Genomic DNA, 20,515 nt, shown 5'->3' on the forward strand with positions numbered 1-20,515 from the left:
GGTTAGGTTTTGCGATAATATATTTATGAGCTGATTAAGGTTTGGCATAGTGTGGTTCGTAAGAAAAATTACTATTATGCCTTGTCCTTAGTCAGCTTTTTTGTTTTTGTCGTGTACAGAGATAGAGTATATAAAGCAGTTTGCAGCACTACACAACGTTATTTACCCCTCTGTACAATTTCCAATAGAAGATATTCTTAACTCTCGCCAGCCTTTAATTCAGCTTTTTAGTAAAAACCCCAAAGGCTTTTCCGGTATTAAACCCAGTAAAGTACGTTATCAGTTAAAAGGCTTTTTTAGTCATCAAGATAACTGGCTTCGACATCAACTGCGTACTTTGCTGACTAATAGAGCACCTGAGCATTTAATATGCGCTTTATATGGTCATGAACAACCTGACCAGGAGGCAATGCATCCAATGTCATCACTATCAATTAATGAGATTAAGAGCTTAAGTGACTGCCTTGGTGAGGTGGCATGTGAGCTTAATTTAAAACAAGTTGAGGTAAGGATACATGACTAATTTAGTTGCGCATAAATTAAGAACACAAAATCGTAATAGCTCTCACCAAGATATTAAAGATGAGGCAAAAAGCCTGGTGCAGTCTTATATGAGTGTTAATCCACTCGATCAAACGACTAAGCTGTCTGATTATTATCAGGATATAAACATTCTTTTGGAGAATGCCTTTGATACACCGCTTAGCTTTCAGCTGGCTCGTCAAGGCTTTTTAGAAGCTATCCGTATATACAACAAAAAGCATAATACTCATTTAGATGAGCCAGTAGTTCCCATTTTAGCAGAGCGTGATACGTTAAACATTGGGTATGAATGGTTTGTACAGGGTTCTCAAGTGAGCCTAGCTGTCCAAGATATGATTGGGATATGGCAAAGGAAAAGAAGATTTAGTACCAGTGATCTAATTGAATCAGCGGTATTCTGTAGTATCGTCTATGGCGGTATCAATGATATAGCAGTATTGAAGTCTTTCTATAACTGGATGCTAGGCAGTCGAGATGTTTATAGATTGGATTTGCCGAATGGCGACGGTGCAGAAGCTACTCAAAGTTTAGCGTTAATTGTATTAACTGTGAAAGATGATAGTTATGGCTGTCATGAAACGGATAGCAATGAGTTAATTAGTACGTTTGATAGCGAATTAAATCGTTACGTTGAGTATATTCCTGATGATATGACATTGTGCTTTTTATACGCGCTAAGAGATAAGAATGTTAAGCGTGAGAGTATAAAGTCTTTTGATACATTGATTAATGACATTAGTAAGAAGCTGAACCTCAAGAATAAAGACAAGGCAAAACCACAGTATTCCCAGCTAATTAAATATGCAAACTATAACTGGAGGCAGTTAGAAGGATCTAATCTTGATAATGCCTTATCTACTATCAAGCAAGGCACAGTTAAAACAACAGGTCTGCCTAAAGATAAGCTGATTAATTACAACCGAGAGTCAATTAATCAAAGTCCTAAGTCATTACAGTGGCATGAATTATTTGAAGCAGTCACCTCACAAATCACTACTAATAATAAAAAGAGAAGTAGCTATCCTGCATTTAGTAAAAATTTGATTAGAGAGATGCAGGAAGCACTTAAAGGTACTAGAGCAGGCTCCACCAACTGTATTGAGCAACTGCTAGATGACTTTCCTCAGCCAAATGCACAACGTATTTTGGGGTGGGTGCGTCATTTATTAAATGATAAAAGCATAAACCAAGAGAGTATAGCTAAATACGTAGGCTGTATAGGACGTGATTGGCTAATGCTAACAATGGATGAGGATATAGATGCGTGGGGTAGCAAAGAGTATGAGACTATCTACGAGCAAATCATTCAAAGCAAAGTTAAAGATGGCCGAAAAAAACCTGTCATGAAAAAAGAATCTAATCTCATCGGTGAGCTGGCAGGTCAGATTGAGTTTTCATATTTGAATAAGCTAAAAGATACACAGAAATTTACCTATGGCCGTTTGCGAACTTTCCATGATTATCAGCGTGATTATTACGACGCACCTTATGTGTATTTTCCTTGGGGTAGTAACCGCCAAGTTATAAAGGCCAACATAATATCTCCTCGAATTTATCGTGCGATGAAAGCTTATATCAATAACTCAACGCTAGAGGATGAACAGAAAAGACTGTGCTTGGTTGTTTTGAGCTTAGCCTATCGGTCAGGAATGCGCATAAATGAGCTCATTGGCATTAAAGTGTCGGATATCGCTGATATATATGTTAGTAATGATGATTTAATAGTAGAAGATCCTAAAATATGGCTAAGACCTAACCATTATCGACGATTAAAGAGTAGCAGTGCTAGCCGTGTGATACCACTAGGATGTCTTTTGAAGCAGGATGAGATGAAGCTGTTTATTGAGCATTATCATTACCAAGAAAGATTAAAACGAACATATTTATTTTCACAAGGATCAGGTAGGCAGCCGCTCCCAAGCACATTTTTTAGTAATATGATGAAAGTAATCTGGGATAGATTACTTGGGAAGCACGATTTTACTTTTCATAGCTTTAGGCATACGGCAATAAGCCATTTAGCTTTAGCATTACGCAAGTCTCCGCTAGTATCTGTAATGACTGATTATGAGTTAGAGCAGTGCAATGCAATTAGTAAAAGTATTATTGGATATCATCAAGAGCAGGGGGCCTGGTTTGGGCTAGCAAGTTTTGTAGGGCACTTAACCTGTGATACCACATTCGAGCATTATATTCATACCGCTCATCTGCTGGCAGGTGTTCAACTAAGTGAGTCAAAATTGAGATTGCCGCTTACAGTCTTGCAAGCGGTAACGGGACTTAACTATACCTCAGTGTATAGAAGAGGTGCTACTTCTTATGATCCCGCAACTAAGCAGGTGCAGCTATGGAAGCTAAGGTCCTACTTAGTGAAGAAGATTAGTGTTAGCAACCAATCTTTGTTTAACTGTGAAGATCTGAACGACAAAGCTCTACCGGCCACAACTAGTGAAAATCAAACTCACTCTCACTTAGATGAAAAAAGTAACTCTATTTTTATTCACTCGAAATATTATGATGTGATCGCGTTTTTAGAGGAATTAGAGAAGGTTAGTTTAGACAATCGGAATAAGGCGCTTCCTGAAGTAGCGATAAGGTATGGAATTAGCCTAAGCGAAGCTAAAGAGCTTTACTTGAATGCTAACCATATCTTTACCGATGATAAGAAATTATTGCTCGGGGCACCAAAAGGTAGTAAAAATCAGGAATTACTAGTTAGAGCCTTAGATAGGGCTTATCGACTATCTATAAAAAATCCTGAGGCTCTCAGAATTTTCGTAGAGATATTTTCAAATAAGCAAAGTTTTAACTCGTCGTCCCTGCATTTTGGAATCAAGCCTAAACAAGCAGAAATATTAAAGCATTTTTTAGATGTGGGTTGTCAAATTATTAATGCGTCACACTGGCAGATTAGAGCATCGAGTGAGAAAGCAGTCACCGACTTAAAGCAAAGTTTAAGCTTGGATAGTCAGATACGAATTGGAAGTCGTTTAAACTATCATGGTTATGAGATTAGAGTAGTGCAGAAAAAGACTAAACGATCTGATAAAAACTTAGCTGTTAGTGATGAGTATCTTGCTTCTTCAGGGGTGCTTAAATATTTAGGATATTTATTACAGGTTCTAATTAAAAATTAAGTATAGGTAGAGTAAGAGTACGCTTGAGATGAAGTTTCCTTTAGAAATTGTTTCTCATTAATAAAGTATGGGCATCTTGCGAGTAGATGTAAGGCAGCGATTGACTAAAGGTGTGAGTGGTAGCCTTTTTGGTAATTAATGCTGTCTTGCAGTTCGGTTACTTAAGTAGTTGCTTTGTCAGTTGTTTAATTAAATCATCTGATATACCTTGCGCCTGTAAACTCTTAATAAGAATGTTTTTATCATGAATTAGAATATCAGTTGTCTTGCGACGTCTAGCCTGCATGACCTGTTCAAGCTCATCAGGTGACAACAAGTCAAACTTAACCGCCTTACCTGCACGTAAGTCATCAAGATGATTAGCCCATTCATTCATCATTACTTGGCGCTCTGCTAGATGCTCAGAGGTGTCATATCTTCTTTTAACGCTACTTTGCTCTAAGTGCGCAAGCTGTATTTCAATAACATCAGATGAGAACTCAAGTTCATAAAGTCCAGTGCTGGCAAGTTGTCTGAACCCATGGCCTGTCATCTTAGGGTAGGGGTCACCAGTGTAGCCCATGCGTCTAAGTGCCTGATTAAACCATGCTTCACTATAAGGCTTGTTACTCATAAAGTTATAAAAGACATAGTCTGTATCACCTGTAATTGGTCTCATACGCTCTATTATCTCCATGGCCTGTGGTGATAATGGAATAATATGATCTTGCCTCATTTTCATCTTATGAGCAGGGATGCGCCATATATTTTTATGATAGTCAATCTCTGACCATTCAAAGTATCTAAGCTCTTTTGTTCTCACAAAGCACAAAGCCATGAGTTGTAGTCCAGCTGTCGTTTGTGGGTGTGCATACGAACTATCATTACAGTAACTGTCTATGTTTTTTAGTAAGTCAGCAAATTGATGCTGCTCTACTGCCTTCATACGTTCAGCTCTATGAGGTCTTAAAGCTTTGCTTCTGCCTAGTGCGACATTATTTATATTGTAGCCTTGCGTATTAATTGCATATTCTAATATAGCGCTTATTAAGCTCATGCACTTGTGGGCGGTTTCTGAGGTTCGTTTGCCTTGTGTCTCAAAGTAACTTTGAATGGCTAGGCCTGTTTGAATTATGTCTTGTGCGGTAATAGCACTGATTGGATAATCGCCGATATGTTTGAGAATATGATTATTCAAATATCCTTTGAGCTTTTGCACATTTTTTGGGGTGGTATCTTGTCTCTCTGAGATATAAGCATCTGCTATCACTTTAAATAGATCTTTTTGTTCAAAGCGGTTTTTTTCTTTTTCTCTATGCTCTTTTGGATCGATACCTTCAGCTAATAACTCTTTAGCTTTATCGCGTTCAATTCTAGCTTGCTTCAGAGATATTTCAGGTGTGAATTTACCATCAATAGTCTGATTGGCGGTTTTATATGAGCCAATGTGTAATGTCTTTTGTTTAGGTTTTATATCTTTATCAGATTGATAGCGATATGCCATAACCCAGTACAGTGATCCTTTGGGATCGTGAATTAGGTATAGGCTGTCACCGTCTGAATGTCTCATACGCTTGGCAGGTAGTGACTGTTTGGCAATTGATTTAACGCCATTGTCTGATAGAAGGTAATTTTGTCGCTTGTTCATAACCACACCTATTTAAACATAGCTAATTATTGTGTACAACATTATGTACAACATTCTATAGGTGTTACTAGGTAATTACAAGTTATGGCAAAAGATTAAATGCTTTTATAATAGGGGCTTTGGAGGGGGTTAGGTAATAAATGGTAATGAGGAAATATAAAGATTGGTGCGCTCACAGGGACTCGAACCCCGATCGATCGCTTAGGAGGCGACTGCTCTGTCCTGTTGAGCTATAAGCGCATAGAAGCATAGAAAGGAAAAATATTTTATCATAATTAATAAGGCGTTTTGCTCACTTTTCTACACGTTGATCTGTGAAAATATGAAGAGCGTATCAGTGGGACTAGCAACCACATTCACTAGTGCTATAATGCCGCGACAATCAACATATATGAAAGGTTTACATCATGGCACGTACCGCTAGCGCATTACATATTTTAGTGAAAGATAAAGAACTGGCTGAAGATATTATTGCCAAGCTGAAAAAAGGCGCTCATTTTGATGTGCTGGCTAAGAAGCATTCAACCTGTCCATCTGGTAAAAAGGGCGGTGACTTAGGTGAATTTAGAAAAGGCCAAATGGTACCGGCATTTGACAAAGTCTGCTTCAATGGCGAGCTGTTAACCCCGCATTTAGTGAAAACAAAGTTTGGCTGGCATGTGGTCAAAGTGCTTTATAGAAACTAAATTCTAGAGTCAAAGCCTTGATGGGAAAGGCTATGTATCAAAGCAGTAGAGATATCGATAGGGCACAAAGCAAACCTATCTAAAATTAAGATCTAGAATAGACGGATAAAGATGGATATTGAAAGCGGCACTGACAGTCAACTAGATAGTCAAACAGATAACCAAACCGACAATCCAATAGAGATTATCTATGAAGATGAGCATCTGGTAGCCATTAATAAAGAAGCGGGCCTGTTGGTGCATCGCAGTTGGCTTGATAAAGGCGAGACTCGCTTTGCTATGCAATTAACCCGTGATGCTGTCGGTTGCCATGTCTTTCCGGTACACAGATTAGACAGGCCAACCTCGGGCGTATTGTTATTTTCTAAGAGCTCTGCTGTCGCACGTAGCCTTACCGAAGCCTTTACTGAGCATAAGGTTGCTAAGCAGTATTTGGCGGTAGTGCGTGGCTTTATGCCAGAGAAAGGCACCGTTGATTATGCGTTAAGCTTTAAACCTGATGCCATTGCTGATAAATTTGCTGATTTAGACAAACCTGCTCAGGAAGCAGTGACCCACTGGCAGAGCTTAGCTCAAATAGAATTACCATTTGCCGTATCAAAAAAGCATGATACCAGCCGTTATAGCCTAATGAGCTTAATACCTGAGACTGGGCGAAAACATCAGCTACGCCGTCACATGAGACATCTGTTTCACCCGATAGTAGGGGATACCAGCTACGGTGATGGTCGCCACAATAAGTTTTTTCGTGCTCAATATGATTGTACGCGCATGCTGCTACATGCTCAGATGTTAACACTTGATCATCCCGTCACGGGTGAGCCATTAGTGTTGACGGCCGGATTTGATGATCAATGGACCCGCATCTTGCAAGAATTTTCTTGGGTAGATAGTGCTAAGGCTTAGCTTAGCCAGTGTTAGGCTTAGTCTGTACTTGAGGAGATAATATAGTTTGAAATTTTAGTTACTCAAGCATCTCTTCAACCGACACATCAACGTCAGAGTTAGCATCGGTATTAAACAGATCATCTACGCTGTTTTGATAGGTTTCAATGCTCTCTAATTCTGATGATTTCAACACTTTTTGAACGCTGCTAGAGAGTAAGAAGTGTCTGAAAATCATAGCTGCTGAACTGCCGTTATTGTCTTGTGCGGCAGTGTCTTTAATAGACTCTAAAATATAACCCTGAAACTTTACTTGTGAACCCTCATTGCTAAAATTTGATTTGCTCATCGCAAAGTCAAAAGGGGGCGTGATGTTTTTTTCAGACAAGCTGCTATCTGTGCTATCAGGTTTAGCTGAGTTAGAGCTGTTTGACTTAAAAGAGTCTTCAATACGCTTCATGGTTGGTGCATCCGTTAACACTAGATGGGTCTCTGGATTTTCGGAAAGATAGCTGCGTATTTGCGAGTTATCAACATAGTTAACCGTCGTTGTGATGTGCGGGTTGTGGTGTTTGAACTTGCTTAAAATATCGCTCAAAGGTTGTTTTAGTTCGTGGTTTGCCACAATATGTAGCGCTTGCTGTGGCTTAGGGCTTTCTTCATTTTTACTTAACCCCAAATCTTCATCATAACTAACGGGCAGTGGATGAGAGATGCTTTGATTATGCGAGCGCATAAACATAAGCAGGGTAGATAATCCCAGTAAGGCAAGACTAAGCCCCAGCAAAAAATAAAATAAGACAGGCGTTTGGGTTAATTTCATAAATAAATGAGGCTCGGTAGGTTTGGATGTCGGTCTTAAGGCCTATCCTCAGTGAGGTAATGTATTGTACCTTATACCGTGATATGAAACGGTAACAGGTTAGTATCTGCTCAATGAGTAGCCTTTCTTGCCAATCTATTAGACTTTTGGCATTGCACAGATTAAGACCCTAGATTAAGAATTCAGTTCACAACAGTAAGGGCATCCACTCATTGCGACAGTAGTTGACGTATAGTGGTGTTTAATGGTTTTCTTTTTGCCATAATCGGTTATGCTTATCTAACCGTTGTGTCTTTGCAATGACCGTATTTATTTGAATTGCCTTTAACAAAAGATTGCACCTCTATGTTCAAAATTATCCAATCGCATCGTACCGAAAACTTAGTTGATGAATTGCTGGTTGAATATCAATCTGTTCAGCAGTCTATTTTTGATCCCTTTGTGGTTATCGTGCCGTCAATGGTATTGGGTGATTGGCTTGATAAAACCATTGCCAGTCGTGCCGGTATCAGTACGCTTGTGATGACTAAGTTTTGGGGTCAATATCAGTGGACGCTGATGCAAGATGTCTTAAGTCGCCATAATTCTTATCTACTACAAAATAATCCTAATGAGACTGTGCTAAATGTACCTGAGGTAGCGGTGCTGTCACCGACTGTGATGCAGTGGCGTCTTTTTGGTTATTTGACCTATTACCAACAAGCTATTATTGAAGATGATAAGCATCCGGTGTATCCGCTGCTGTCATCATTAATGGATGAGCCACAAGAGGGTGTTGAGCCGGATAAGGCACAGCAAGATGCGAGGATTTGGCAGCTAGCTAGTGATTTGGCACGGGTGTTTAACCGTTATTTGACCCACCGTGAGGATTGGTTAAGTCTGTGGTCAGATAATAAGCCACTTAATGTGGATGCATTAATTGCAGAAAAAGACGCCTTATCTTTGCGCTTTGATAAATATGCACGTGGCACCCCTGAGTGGTTGGTTGATCATTATATAGAGCTTGAAGTAGCTCAGCGTTATCTGTGGTCACACCTATTCGCTGATGTGCATCAGTATCGCGCCGAGTTAGAGAAGACCTTTTGGAAAGCTTTAGAGGATAATAAGGCTGGCGAGCGCGAGCAATTACCCAAAGTGCTGCGTATTTTTACCATTCAGCAGCTGCCACAGACTGAGCTTGATTTCTTGCAGCGTCTATCTCTTTACATGGATATCACGCTACTGCACTACAACCCTTCTAAACTGTTCTGGGCGGACATCGTAGATAAGTCATGGCTACAGCGTCAGCAGATTATTAACCCTGAAATCGTGTTTTTACGCGACTATGGGCACAGTTTATTATCGCGTCTGGGCAAGCAGTCCCGTGATACCTTTGCCATGCTTGCTAATTTGTCCGGTAATGAGCTGTATCAAGATGCGGTTGTGGACTGGCAGGATAATTTTGATGATGATTTATCTGAGGGCTTTATTGATGATTTTAGTTTTGTAGGTGATGAACAAAATGATGACTTTGAGCAAGAGTCGGCTTCTCAAACCCAAAACAGCCCCAGTTTATTAAGACGTTTGCAAAATGATGTGTTGATGCTTGATGAGCGCTCAACGCAGCAAGCGACTGCGGTTAAAGTGTCACAAGCCATTAGTGAGCAAATTGAGTCAAGCAGTGATGATGCCACTGATACAGAAACGAGCACTCATGATAATGATGATAATCAAAGCACGGCTGCTTGGTACGAAGATGAGGTGCTTGAGAATAAACGCTTTGAAAAAGAGCGTGTGTGGTCGATGTCATCTCAAGATAATAGCCTAAGCATTCATTCGTGCCACAGTCTACAGCGTCAACTTGAAGTGCTGCGTATTATGATTGGGCGCTGGTTGAATGAGCCACTACCCCCTGGTGCAAAAAAGCGCCATATTTCAGACATCGTGGTGCTACTGCCTGATGTAGAGCGTCATCATGCGCTCATTAGCTCAATTTTTGTCAGTGGTAAAGGTCAAGATGGTCTGACTCTACCAGCGAAGGTAACTGGTGTGGTTGATGCCTCTATTCGTCAATTGTGGGAGGCGATTATTGGATTTTATAAGCTACTGGGTAGTGACAGCGCCCGCTTTGAAGCTGCTGAAGTATTGGATTGGTTAATGTTGCCGCCACTGTACGAAAGCTTTGGCTTGACCCATGATCAGATGAGCCGTGGCTGTGATTTATTGGTTGAGGCGGGGTTTATACGCGGTTTTGACGAGTGGCACTTGAAGCAGACCTTAGATGGCAATGACTTTGATTACCGCTTTAGCTTTGCCCAAGCCTTAGACAGATTAACCTTGGGTTTGATTATGCCCGAAGCGCAAATGAGTGACTGCTTGTATCCGCTTGAAGCGCAGCAGTGGCCAAGTACAGCGATTGCTGAGATGAGTTTGCCATTGCCTGAGGTGAGTCTTAACGATGCGCCTATTATTGAGGCGCTGTGCCGTATTTATAGCGGCCTGCTTGCCCGCCGTAATGATCACAAACAAAAACTGAAAGCCGAGGATTGGCTAGATCAGATTGAGCGCCAAGTGATTCACCGTTATTTTGGTGATGTAGATCAAACCCGTAGTATGCGTGCCATTTATAACGCCATGAACGGCTTTAAGTCAAGCCTGCGCGCCAACCGTCATTATCGACAATACGCCAGTAGCGATAATACCGATAACCGAGAAGTTGAGCAAAGGCTGGCGAGAGTTGAGCAATTACCGCTAAAGCTAAGCTTTATGCTTGATAGTATTGAGGCAGAACTTGAAAGCCAGCAGGTGAGTGCTGAGCCAACGGGAGTGATTACCTTTGGTCGCTTCGGGGCATTAAGAAACGTACCGTTTGATCTGGTGGTCATGCTCAATATGAACCTCTCTGAGTTCCCAGCGCGTGACCGTGACAACCGTTATGATTTGATGAAAGCGACGATTTCACGCCGCGGTGACCGAGTGAGTGAAGATGATGACAATGGGGCGTTCTTGGATGCCTTATTGTGCGCACGCAGTGCTTGCTGGATATTTTATAACGGTCAGAGTCTCACTGATACCCATGAGCATTTGCCAGCCAACCCTGTCAGCGAATTGTTGCAATTCTTGCAAGGAGAAGTGCAGTGGCAGGTTAATTCACTCGACAGTCTGCCAGAAGTGGTAGACCCAACCACCGAAAGTCTAAAACGTCATCTGCCTAAGCTGGTCAAACAGTGGTTGGTTACCGAGCATCCAGCACTGCCTTTTGACAAGAGTTTATTTGAGCAAGCGGTGGAGGCTGGGCAGTCTGAGCCGAGCTTAACAGACAAAGCCTCTTTATCAGAAAATAGCCTAAGCAATAAAAATCAAGGCTCAAGCCCGCAACTAGTATTGACTGACTCAAATGATTTAAATAACTCCAATAACGAGCCGTCTGATTTTGATGCTTTAGAGGGTATGCTGGATCAGGCAATGCAAAAAACCAAACTGGCCCAGCAGCGTCAGTTCCCGCCAGCCCCTTTATGGCAAGCAGTGTTTAACACGCTAAAATCTAGAAACTCTAACGACCATCCGCAGTTGGTCAGTTTGCCCAACCAAACGCATTATGAGGCAATCGCTCAGCTATTGGGTGATGAGTTAGGTCAATTAGGCGATATCGACTCTCAAAATTTGGCCGCTCTAAATGATTTGTTAGCGATTGACACTAAGCTAGAGCCTAATGAGCAAAATAAAGCCTTGGCTCAAGCGTTGTTTGATATTGGCGAGATTGATGTCGAAGGGGTGCTGGCTTATCAAGTACGTCACCCGGCCAAAGCCTTTTTGCGCACGCAAGAGGTGCATATCGTGCAGGGTGAGGAAGCAATGGCGAACCAAGAACCCCTATTTTTGGATAGCCTGAGTACCTATCAGATTAAAGATTATTTAATTCATGAGATGGCCAATGCTTCAGTCGCTAATCAGTCAGATAGCTTAGATAGTTTGGATAATTCGGAGAGTCAGGCAGAGACAGAATCTCAAGCCACGCCAGTCTTAATGTATCAAAAGATTATGCCTGCTGGGGTGGCCCGCCATACTACCTTACCCAATCAACATGAGAAGCTACAACAACAGTGTAAGGCGTTTAAAGAACAATTGATTATCAATGGCATCGATTTTCAAGAATCGGACACAGACTTTCCAATCATTACACCCATAATTGAGCATCCCGTACAGGTTGAGCTGGCAAGTGTGTTTAATCAAAAAGGAGATAGCACACTGTTATCCTTTTTGCCGAAGACAATTAAGATTAAAGGTGTAGTGCCGATACAGGTTAATGAGACTGGTGCGCGCCTAAAAGCAGGCGTATCGTACGCCAAACAGTCGCCTAAGCATTGGTTTAATATTTTGCCCAATTCTGCCAGACCTAGACATTTGCTTAAGTTTTGGTTATCGCATCTATATTGGCAGGTGGCCCGACGCACCACAGCTGAACAGGTGGCGTTAAATGACGGCATGAGCATTTGGCGTTTTAATAAGGCAGGGTCTAAGGTTAAAAAGCTTGAAAAAGCCACTGCTTATAAGCTGAGCCCCGTTGTTTACGAGGATGCTGTGATTGAACTGGTTAAATGGGCGGTTTTCGCCAAGCTATCAGGTCAGGTGCCTCTGACTTTATTGCCAGAGTATGCCCTTGGTTATTTGGACAAATGCTTAAAAGCTCAAGAAGAAGAGGGTGCTAATTATTGGCCAAAACGAGGCGACTTCACAGAGTGGCTGTTCCCAAATTACACGTCAGATGCGATATATGATACTTGCTCGCAGCATGCCATTTGGCAATACATTCTGCGCGATCAAGATGCGTTTAAGGCATTAACAGCCTCTTTAACCGCCTTGGCTCAGCCTTTATATGAGCCTATGTTTGCCGCGCTTGATGGATTGGAAGGCTAAATTTAAGCTGATTTTGTTAAAGCTAAGCTCTTGATAATTTAATAAGCCCCTTTGGTTTTAAGATAATAATTAAAAGTATACCCCTTATGACAGACATGACCGATACCCATAAATTAGACCCGTCTTATCCAAGCTCACAAGAAGATAAGGAGGCACCTCCTGCTGTTAAAACAGGTGCACCTACTCAAGCGCAACAGGCGGATAATAAAGAGGTGATACCTGCAGTCGATGTTGCTTTAAGTGGTCGCCATCTTATTGAGGCTTCAGCAGGTACGGGTAAAACTTGGACGTTAACTGGTATTGTCCTGCGCTTGCTTATTGAAGCGAGGCGTGCGCCTGAACAAATCATTGCTACCACTTTTACTCGGGCGGCAGCGGCGGAAATGCGTCAGCGTATTCATGATCGCTTGGTGGATTTCTATCAATTACTGCAATGGATCAATAACCTAAGTGCAGATCTGGCCAATAAAGAGCATTTATATCCAGCTATCCTACAAGTCACTCCTGAGGGCAGTAAGGATAATAAAACAGAGGAAAATTCAGAGGAAGCCAATTACGGGGCCGATGAGTTAAATCAAGACTTAGCGTATGACAAACAGCAAGAAGCAGAGCAAAAAGCCACTGCCAAAAAAGCTCGTGCTGATTGGTTAATAGAACAAGCTAAGTCTGCCCGTCTAGATGACATCATGCAGGACCCAATTAATCTACACTTGGTGGGTTATCTGTTGGATCATGTGTATAGTTATCCGATGACAGATGCCATTCGCCGCACTGCATTGGTGTTAACCACGCTCGATAAACTGTTTGTGGGCACACTCGATAGTTTGGCACAAAAATGGCTAGCAGAATACAGTAGTGAGACTGGTCATCAGCAAGGCATGGCGATAATTGAGGATAGCCATATTGAGCAGGTGACAGACAGTATCATCCATGATGAGCTGCGTCAATTTCAAAGCCGTTTGTATCATGAACAGCCCAAACTATATGCTTTAATGGAGCAGCAAGGTAAGCTGACCGCAGTTGGCGATCATAAGTCCTATGTGAACCGCTCGCTCAACTTTATTTCTGCGCCTATTGATGAGATATCGCTGAATGAAGCTTTTGATTTTGCTGGCTTTGAGAAGCTAATAGAAGCATTTGCTCAGTTAGACCTGACCGATATTCAGCCGTATTTAAATCCTGATTATAGAAAGTCACAAGGGTTTAATGGGGGATCTAATCTTTATAAACGATTTGAGTCTATTACTGAGGTTCATAAAGTTATCTCACAAAAAGGGATAAACTTTAAAGACTATCTTAGTGAGGACGCTAAAAAAATAATTGGCTCGATAGAGGATGCGCGTTATCCTAAAGATGATGGCAACTATAAGGGTTTCAATAAAAATAGACAAAAAGAACATGACATTTTTTTTGAGCTAGAAACCATCAGCCAATTAATGGCAATTATGGACCAGATGGAGGGTCTAAATCAGCATATATTATTGTTACTGGCCAATCTAAACCGTCATATTGTATTGGCAGTGCGCGAAAGATTGCCGGTAATTTTAGAAGAGCGTGGTGAGACTACTTTTAGCCTACAAATGGTCCGTCTCAATCAGGCACTAACCGGTCGTCAGGGCGAGAAGCTGGCACGTTACATTCGCCATCACTATCCGGTCGCACTTATTGATGAGTCGCAGGATATCAATGGCGAGCAGGCCATTATGATTGAAAGCATCTATTTGCCAAAGAGCAAGCGTAAGCAGGCAGAGAGTGATAAGCAGTCAAATAGCAACAAATCCAATCAAGAATTTTTGCTACTGGTGGGTGATCCAAAGCAAGCTATTTATGGATTCCGTGGTGGCGATGTAGCCAACTACAACTACATGAAGTCTCAATTTGATAAAAGCAGCCTGTGGACGCTAGATATTAACCGCCGTTCCAATAAGGGAGTCATTGAGTCGTTAAACTGCTGGTTTGGTATGCCCACACCGACAACGGGTGAGAATAAGTTTGCGGAATTGGGGAGCCAGATTTACTATCAGCACATTACTGCTGCCAAGTCAGAGAAACAACTGTCTTGGTTTAATGACTTAGAGAGCAACCAAGACTCTGCACAAGATGATCCATCAGTGAATGTCCCAGATTTAGTTGCTGACGTACTCTCTACTAAACCTGTCAGCTTGCTGCATCTGCCTTATGATAAGGATCTTGAATACGATGAGTATGAAGTCACGGCCCGTCATATTGCCGCTTTGTTAAATAGTGGTCAGACCCTAAAAGGCAAGCCTATTCAGCCAAGCGACATTGGGGTACTGGCTCGTGCTAAAAAAGATTTAAAACAGCTAGAAAATGAACTGGTTAAACTAAATGTGCCTACTTTGACTACCAGTGATGTCAGTATCTTTGAGACCATCATGGCCGAAGACGTGGCGGCTCTGCTTAGTGCCATGCTTTATCCTTACCGTCATGACATGATCAATCGGGTGCTGACCAGTCATCTGTATGGCCTGAGTATCAAAGAAGTCAAAGCCATGATGACGGATCATGAGTCAGGCATTGCTCAAAGCGATGAAATACCCGTTAAAGCGGCTGATAACACTGACAATAACCTTACTAATACCAACAAAAAAAGCTATCAAGACTTTATCAGCTATCTAAAAGAAGGGGCTCAGCGCTGGCAAAACTTTGGTATTTTATCAGCGATGCATTATTTGCTTGATAAAAGCCCAGTACAGTCACAAGGCGTTTGGCAGGCCTTAGCCACACATCCTGAAGGCGATCGACATATCATGGATTTGCGCCATGTAATGGATATCTTGGCGCAATATGGTATTGGCATGGGTGAGCATGAGCTGCTGGCATGGTTTAGACAGAACATAGATGCTGCGCCTAACAGTGACTGGGCCAAACAGTATCCACTACCCACAGAGTCTGGCGTACAGCTGATGACGATTCACAAATCTAAAGGTTTAGAGTTTCCCATCGTCTATGTGTTAGGTATGGGCAGTGCCAGTCGCAAGTCAGGTAATAAAGAAGATTATGGCTTGTATTTGTATAACGCCCAGCAAGCGGCTAATGCTTTGGCACGCCAATCTGGTAATCAGCGCCGTTTTTCACCGGTGAAGGACTCTGCCACCACGCCAGGCTATTACACCGATATCGAGATTCAAGAAGATTTTGAGGAATTTCGTCGCCTGGGTTATGTGGCTTTTACCCGTGCCAGTGAGCTGCTTTATGTGGTGCTACGAGATCCCAAAGACAGAACTGGGTTTGATTTAAAGCCAGTGTTTTATTGGTTCGATTCAGCCGAGGCGAAGTTTGAGCTACCCGATAGGCTTAAGAACACAATAGGTATGGTGCGTGGACAAAAAGTGCATCAGTTTTATGACGACAACTATGTTAAAGCTCAGAGTAGTCTTACGGGTAGCAGTGAGGCTATTATCCCTCAACCTGACCCAGAGCCTATCAAATACGACAAATTCTCCGATGTGATGCGGGTCAATTATTTCTATGGCTGGGCAAAGACCAGTTTTACCGCGCTGGCACGTCAATTAGATGAGTCGACACAGGCAATGGCTGTGGTTGATGAGCGTATCGATGATGCCACTTATATTGACATTGGTGATTCTAATACTGCTGTAAGTGCTCAAGCAGATGACCAAAACATACCCGTTAAAGCGGTAGACGACATTCGTTTTAGCTTTGTCAAAGGGGCCAATGCCGGTACGTTTTTGCATGAGATATTTGAGAAGATTAATTTCACCGACCCTGAGCAGTGGCCGATAGTCATAGATAGAACCGTCAGTGGCTACCAGTTGCCTTTAGTATATGCCAGTGTGGCCCATCAAAAGCGCATTTTAGAGGGGGGGAGACAAGGCGCTAATACTAGAAATTACAATATAGACGAGCAAGGGCTTCAGCACCAAGCGTTAATGACGTGGATTAATGAGGTGCTGCATACCCCCTTACTAGCCTCAGGTCAAAAGTTGGTTGATATCTCACCCAAGCAGCGCTTTGCAGAAATGGGCTTTAATATGGGCTTGTCTGAAACCTTCCAAGCACAGCAAATTAACAGCTTATTTGAAAAGTATTTGCCTGATCAAGTTGATAAACACATTCGTTTAACTGCCCAAAGTAGTAGTCAACTGTATCGTTATCTACGTGGTGAGATTGACTTGGTATATGAGCATGCTGGCAAGTTTTATGTGGTCGACTATAAGAGTAATTTTTTAGGAAATAGCCTAAGAAATTATGATGAGGCTACCTTAAAGTTGGCCATGAATAAAGCAGGATACTGGTTGCAGGCAGCGATTTACCAAGTGGCACTGCACCGTTTTTTGTCCATGCGTATTATTGACTATAAGGGCAATGAGGCTAAGTATTTAGGTCCTGTTGAATATGTGTTTTTACGGGGGACTTATAGTCCTTCAGCAGAGACTCAGCGTGCTGGCAGTAATACTCGTTATGGACTGGTGACTTGGGATATTCCCATTGAATTCGTCAAAGCATTGGACGAACTGTTCGGTAAGCCTCAGTAGCAAGGCCAGCTCTCACTCTTAGCCATTACCATTTAAATTTTAAACACATTTATAGGTCTGATAATTTAATGAAAACCAATAATAATACTGCTAACACTCGCGTTGAAGAGAGCTGGGCGGGCACCATTAGTGACTATATTTTACAGCGCCGAGCTCAGACGTATTCCGCTTATGTTCAACCAAACGATACGGCTACTTCCACACAGTTTGTAGAGACTGATAGCTATCTATTTAAAGCCTTATTTATGGTGCTCGCTAAGCAGCTAGAAGAGGGACATACCGTCTTAACTTTAAGCCAAGAAGATAGCGAACTAGCTTTACAAGGTAGGGTAGAGGATGAGGTTGCAACGCTTTATGGATGGCAGCGCGATGTATTACAAAGTTTGGCCGCGCCTTTGTTTGATTTGATTGATAGCCCCACAGTTTTGGCAGCTGTGACACAAGACCAAGATAATAATCAAAGTGAGCTGTTAGGGCTTGAGAGCAGTGATCCCATCTTTAATTTACTGAATATTTTAATCACTCGTGGCACGCAGCTGTGGTTACAGTTGAATCTGTCTAATAGCAATAAAGCACAGTTGGTTGAGCGTTTTAAACTGGTCCAGCAGTTATATCAGTTAATGCAGCTCGATAATAATGAAGGGAATGGTTCAGATAAAGAGAATATAGGAAATAACCTAAGCAAATTCATTCAACATATTAATAGGCATCCCTTATTTACCCAACTATTATCAATACAACCCCAACGCATAGAAATAGAAAATAGCCTAAGCAAAAGCAACTCAATTTCAAAGAAAACACCGATCATCTATCAAACCACTCAAATAGGTCAAAAAAACGAGATCACCTTTTGGCTACACCGCACTTGGCAAGCGGAATTTAACCTTGCTAAAACCGTACAAAACATCCTAAATCAGCCTATTAAGCCGTTAGATATTAATATCCCTGACAATCTAAATGCTCAGCAGGTGCAGGCAGTTAAAGTCGCCAATGAAAACGCTTTTAGTATTATCACTGGAGGACCAGGTACCGGTAAGACTTATACTGTGGCGCAATTGGTTATTGCTTTACAGCAGGCCCAAGCAGACAGTGATGCAAAGCAGGCATTAGGGGAGGGCGCAGCCATTCGGTTTAGTACAGACAGCGCTGGACTTGCATTATCGGCACCCACAGGGAAGGCTGCGCAGCGGATGCAAGAGTCACTGCAAGCCGCTTTAGACAGTGCACAAGTAGAGGTGCAGCTACAAGAGGCGAAGACCATTCACCGTTTGCTAGGCATCGGTAGAGACGGTAGACCGCGTTACCATGCTGGCAATCCTTTAGGTGAGGACATCGTTATTGTCGATGAAGCGTCAATGCTTGGCGTAGAGCTTGCTAACTATCTGGTCAGCGCCATTAAGCCAGGCGCCCGCCTAATCTTATTGGGGGATGCCAATCAGCTAGCTGCAGTAGACGCTGGGGCAGTGCTCTCTGACTTGTGCCATATCGAGGGACTACAACCCATTCATACTCAGCTGACGGAGAGCCGACGTTTCCATGCGAACTCGGGTATCGGCAAGTTAGCTACTGAGATTAATAAAAGCGCTGCAGATATGCATCAAGTGTGGCAATTACTAAACAACGATGAAGCATTAAATTTCCAAAGCGTGAATATTCAAAGCGGTAATGCTAGAGACACTGAATCCGAGCCAAATAAGGAAGTATCTTCTAATACTCAGCTAAAAAATAGCCTAAGCAATAAAAAAATACTTTCAAAACTCACACAAAATTACATCTCATATTTAAATAAAATTCATTCACTACTAATAACTCCAATAGCGAAATCCGTGCCAACTGAAGTAAGCCATACTATTTCGGAGCTTATGGACGATTTTAATAAATTTCGAATCTTAACCGCAGGACATAATGGAGAGTGGGGTGATCACAATCTCAATGATTACCTAACCCGGTGGCATATGACAGAATTGAAACTGCCTTTGGGTAAAAGTCCTTGGTTCCATGGTAGACCCGTTATGGTCTTACAGAACAATTATGAGTTGGGTCTGTTTAACGGAGATATAGGTATCTGCTTGCAAACACAGCAAAAAGGTGAAGGCAGCCGACTCGAGGTATTCTTTGAGAATAAGACCCAAGGTATCGCCGTCAATTTGTTAAATGATGAGCTAATTGCCACGGCTTATGCAATGACCATTCATAAGTCGCAGGGCTCCGAGTTTGATCACGTTGCCATTACCTTTGATAGCAGCAACAGTCGACTGCTTAGCAAAGAGCTAATTTACACCGCGGTGACCCGTGCCAAGCAGAAGGTGAGTATTTACAGTACCAAGCATGCCTTACAAAAAGCGGTTCAGACGCCAACGCAGCGTTATACTGGCTTGGCATTACAGTTTCAGCAGTAGCAGTAGGAATGGGTTTTTGGTAAATACAAAGGTTTAGACACAAAAAAGCACCTAGTATATAGGTGCTTTTTTAATTAAATAAAATCTATTTAGTTAAGAGACTTATTTAATATGGTTTACTCTGGGATTTTATCTTCTTTAATTGCATAGATGCCTGGAAGATGACGCAGATAACCATGGAAGTCCATACCACAGCCATAAACATAACGATCGTCAACATCAAGACCTACGAAATCTACTTTGAAGTCATCCACTTTGCGATCATGTACCTTGTTTAACAGCACACAGCAGTCAACAGATTTTGGATTCTCTTTCTTCAGCTCTTCTACGATGGCTTTTAAAGTAATACCTTCATCAAAGATATCATCCACTAAAAGAACATGCTCGCCGGTAATGTCTACATCTGGCTTAAATTTCCAAGACAGCTCATTAGTCCCTTCATTATCGCGATAACGAGAGGCATGGATGTAATGCATGCGATGGTAGAAAGTAAGGTGAGTTAGCAATTGACCTGCTGGAATTAAACCACCATTCATAACCACCATAACAATAGGGTTCAGACCGGCATAATGAAGGTTTAACTGGGCAGCTAAACGCTCATAAGCAGCAGCAACTTCAATGCTGCTAATTAAACATTCTGAATTACGTAAGGTTTGTTCAATTTCTTTATTGCTAATTTGGCTCATAGTGGTAACACGCATTTGTTTTGTTGAAAGGATCTATTTTAACAGGATTTGCCAAATTCGGCCAACCCTGTTATCAACTTTTCAGGGCAATCGCACTACAAATCGATTTTAGCTACATTTTAATTAATTATTGACCTTTTACAGATGTTATCACCAACTTTCGGACGCAAATAACAAAAACACGAGATATATAAAAATATTTTAGTTATAGTTTCTAACTATTTAATCCCTTTAATTTAGATAATCTAATTTAAAGCAGCTATTTTCTATAGTGCGATTGCCCTGATCAACTTTTATACCAACAACACGAATT

At 41.8% G+C, this 20,515-nt stretch carries 9 protein-coding genes and 1 tRNA gene; 6 read left to right on the forward strand and 4 right to left on the reverse strand.

Annotation, left to right across the window (positions count from 1 at the left end):
* Positions 1-515: 515 nt before the first annotated feature.
* Positions 516-3,680 carry a site-specific integrase gene (locus tag A1232T_RS03300; RefSeq protein ID WP_077448047.1) on the forward strand — a complete coding sequence of 1,055 codons (3,165 nt, stop codon included), beginning with the start codon at positions 516-518 and terminating at the stop codon, positions 3,678-3,680.
* A 157-nt stretch (positions 3,681-3,837) separates the two neighbouring features.
* On the opposite strand, the gene A1232T_RS03305 is transcribed toward A1232T_RS03300, so the two are convergent.
* Both A1232T_RS03305 and A1232T_RS03310 read right to left on the reverse strand, forming a co-directional pair.
* On the reverse strand, positions 3,838-5,307 hold the full coding sequence (locus A1232T_RS03305) for a tyrosine-type recombinase/integrase (protein ID WP_077448048.1): 1,470 nt from the start codon (positions 5,305-5,307) through the stop codon (positions 3,838-3,840).
* A gap of 164 nt (positions 5,308-5,471) precedes the next feature.
* Positions 5,472-5,547, reverse strand: a tRNA-Arg gene (locus tag A1232T_RS03310).
* A gap of 167 nt (positions 5,548-5,714) precedes the next feature.
* Here A1232T_RS03310 and ppiC point away from each other — a divergent pair.
* Together ppiC and truC are read left to right on the forward strand one after the other, a co-directional pair.
* A complete protein-coding gene (gene ppiC, locus A1232T_RS03315) occupies positions 5,715-5,993 on the forward strand; it encodes a peptidylprolyl isomerase PpiC (protein ID WP_077448049.1) in 279 nt (92 codons plus the stop codon).
* Between the two features lie 111 nt (positions 5,994-6,104).
* Complete coding sequence (gene truC / locus A1232T_RS03320) at positions 6,105-6,899, forward strand: tRNA pseudouridine(65) synthase TruC (RefSeq protein WP_077448050.1); 795 nt, start codon at positions 6,105-6,107, stop codon at positions 6,897-6,899.
* A 58-nt stretch (positions 6,900-6,957) separates the two neighbouring features.
* Here the strand turns inward: truC and A1232T_RS03325 are convergent, their stop codons facing one another.
* Positions 6,958-7,701, reverse strand: a complete 744-nt coding sequence (locus A1232T_RS03325) for a hypothetical protein (protein ID WP_077448051.1) — start codon at positions 7,699-7,701, stop codon at positions 6,958-6,960.
* Between the two features lie 345 nt (positions 7,702-8,046).
* Here A1232T_RS03325 and A1232T_RS03330 point away from each other — a divergent pair, with 345 nt between their 5' ends.
* The 3 genes from A1232T_RS03330 (at position 8,047) to recD (ending at position 19,516) form a co-directional block, all read left to right on the forward strand.
* A complete protein-coding gene (locus A1232T_RS03330) occupies positions 8,047-12,597 on the forward strand; it encodes an exodeoxyribonuclease V subunit gamma (RefSeq protein WP_077448052.1) in 4,551 nt (1,516 codons plus the stop codon).
* 86 nt (positions 12,598-12,683) lie between these two features.
* Positions 12,684-17,117, forward strand: coding sequence for a UvrD-helicase domain-containing protein (locus A1232T_RS03335; RefSeq protein WP_077448053.1), 4,434 nt, complete (start codon positions 12,684-12,686; stop codon positions 17,115-17,117).
* Between the two features lie 68 nt (positions 17,118-17,185).
* Complete coding sequence (recD, locus tag A1232T_RS03340; protein WP_077448054.1) at positions 17,186-19,516, forward strand: exodeoxyribonuclease V subunit alpha; 2,331 nt, start codon at positions 17,186-17,188, stop codon at positions 19,514-19,516.
* A 116-nt stretch (positions 19,517-19,632) separates the two neighbouring features.
* Here recD and A1232T_RS03345 read toward each other — a convergent pair whose 3' ends face one another.
* Positions 19,633-20,202 (reverse strand): hypoxanthine-guanine phosphoribosyltransferase, encoded by a 570-nt coding sequence (locus tag A1232T_RS03345; RefSeq protein WP_077448101.1) that lies wholly within the window; start codon positions 20,200-20,202, stop codon positions 19,633-19,635.
* Positions 20,203-20,515: the final 313 nt, after the last annotated feature.

Origin of the sequence: Psychrobacter pasteurii (assembly GCF_900162815.1) — a bacterium.
GTDB classification, from domain to species: Bacteria; Pseudomonadota; Gammaproteobacteria; order Pseudomonadales; family Moraxellaceae; genus Psychrobacter; species Psychrobacter pasteurii.

Bases quoted from the DNA above. Each gene is read 5' to 3' on its own strand.
- A1232T_RS03335 (WP_077448053.1), top strand. From the start codon at position 12,684: ATGACAGACATGACCGATACCCATAAATTAGACCCGTCTTATCCAAGC.
- recD (WP_077448054.1), top strand. From the start codon at position 17,186: ATGAAAACCAATAATAATACTGCTAACACTCGCGTTGAAGAGAGCTGG.
- A1232T_RS03300 (WP_077448047.1), top strand. From the start codon at position 516: ATGACTAATTTAGTTGCGCATAAATTAAGAACACAAAATCGTAATAGC.
- A1232T_RS03305 (WP_077448048.1), bottom strand. From the start codon at position 5,307: ATGAACAAGCGACAAAATTACCTTCTATCAGACAATGGCGTTAAATCA.
- ppiC (WP_077448049.1), top strand. From the start codon at position 5,715: ATGGCACGTACCGCTAGCGCATTACATATTTTAGTGAAAGATAAAGAA.
- A1232T_RS03345 (WP_077448101.1), bottom strand. From the start codon at position 20,202: ATGAGCCAAATTAGCAATAAAGAAATTGAACAAACCTTACGTAATTCA.
- A1232T_RS03330 (WP_077448052.1), top strand. From the start codon at position 8,047: ATGTTCAAAATTATCCAATCGCATCGTACCGAAAACTTAGTTGATGAA.
- truC (WP_077448050.1), top strand. From the start codon at position 6,105: ATGGATATTGAAAGCGGCACTGACAGTCAACTAGATAGTCAAACAGAT.
- A1232T_RS03325 (WP_077448051.1), bottom strand. From the start codon at position 7,701: ATGAAATTAACCCAAACGCCTGTCTTATTTTATTTTTTGCTGGGGCTT.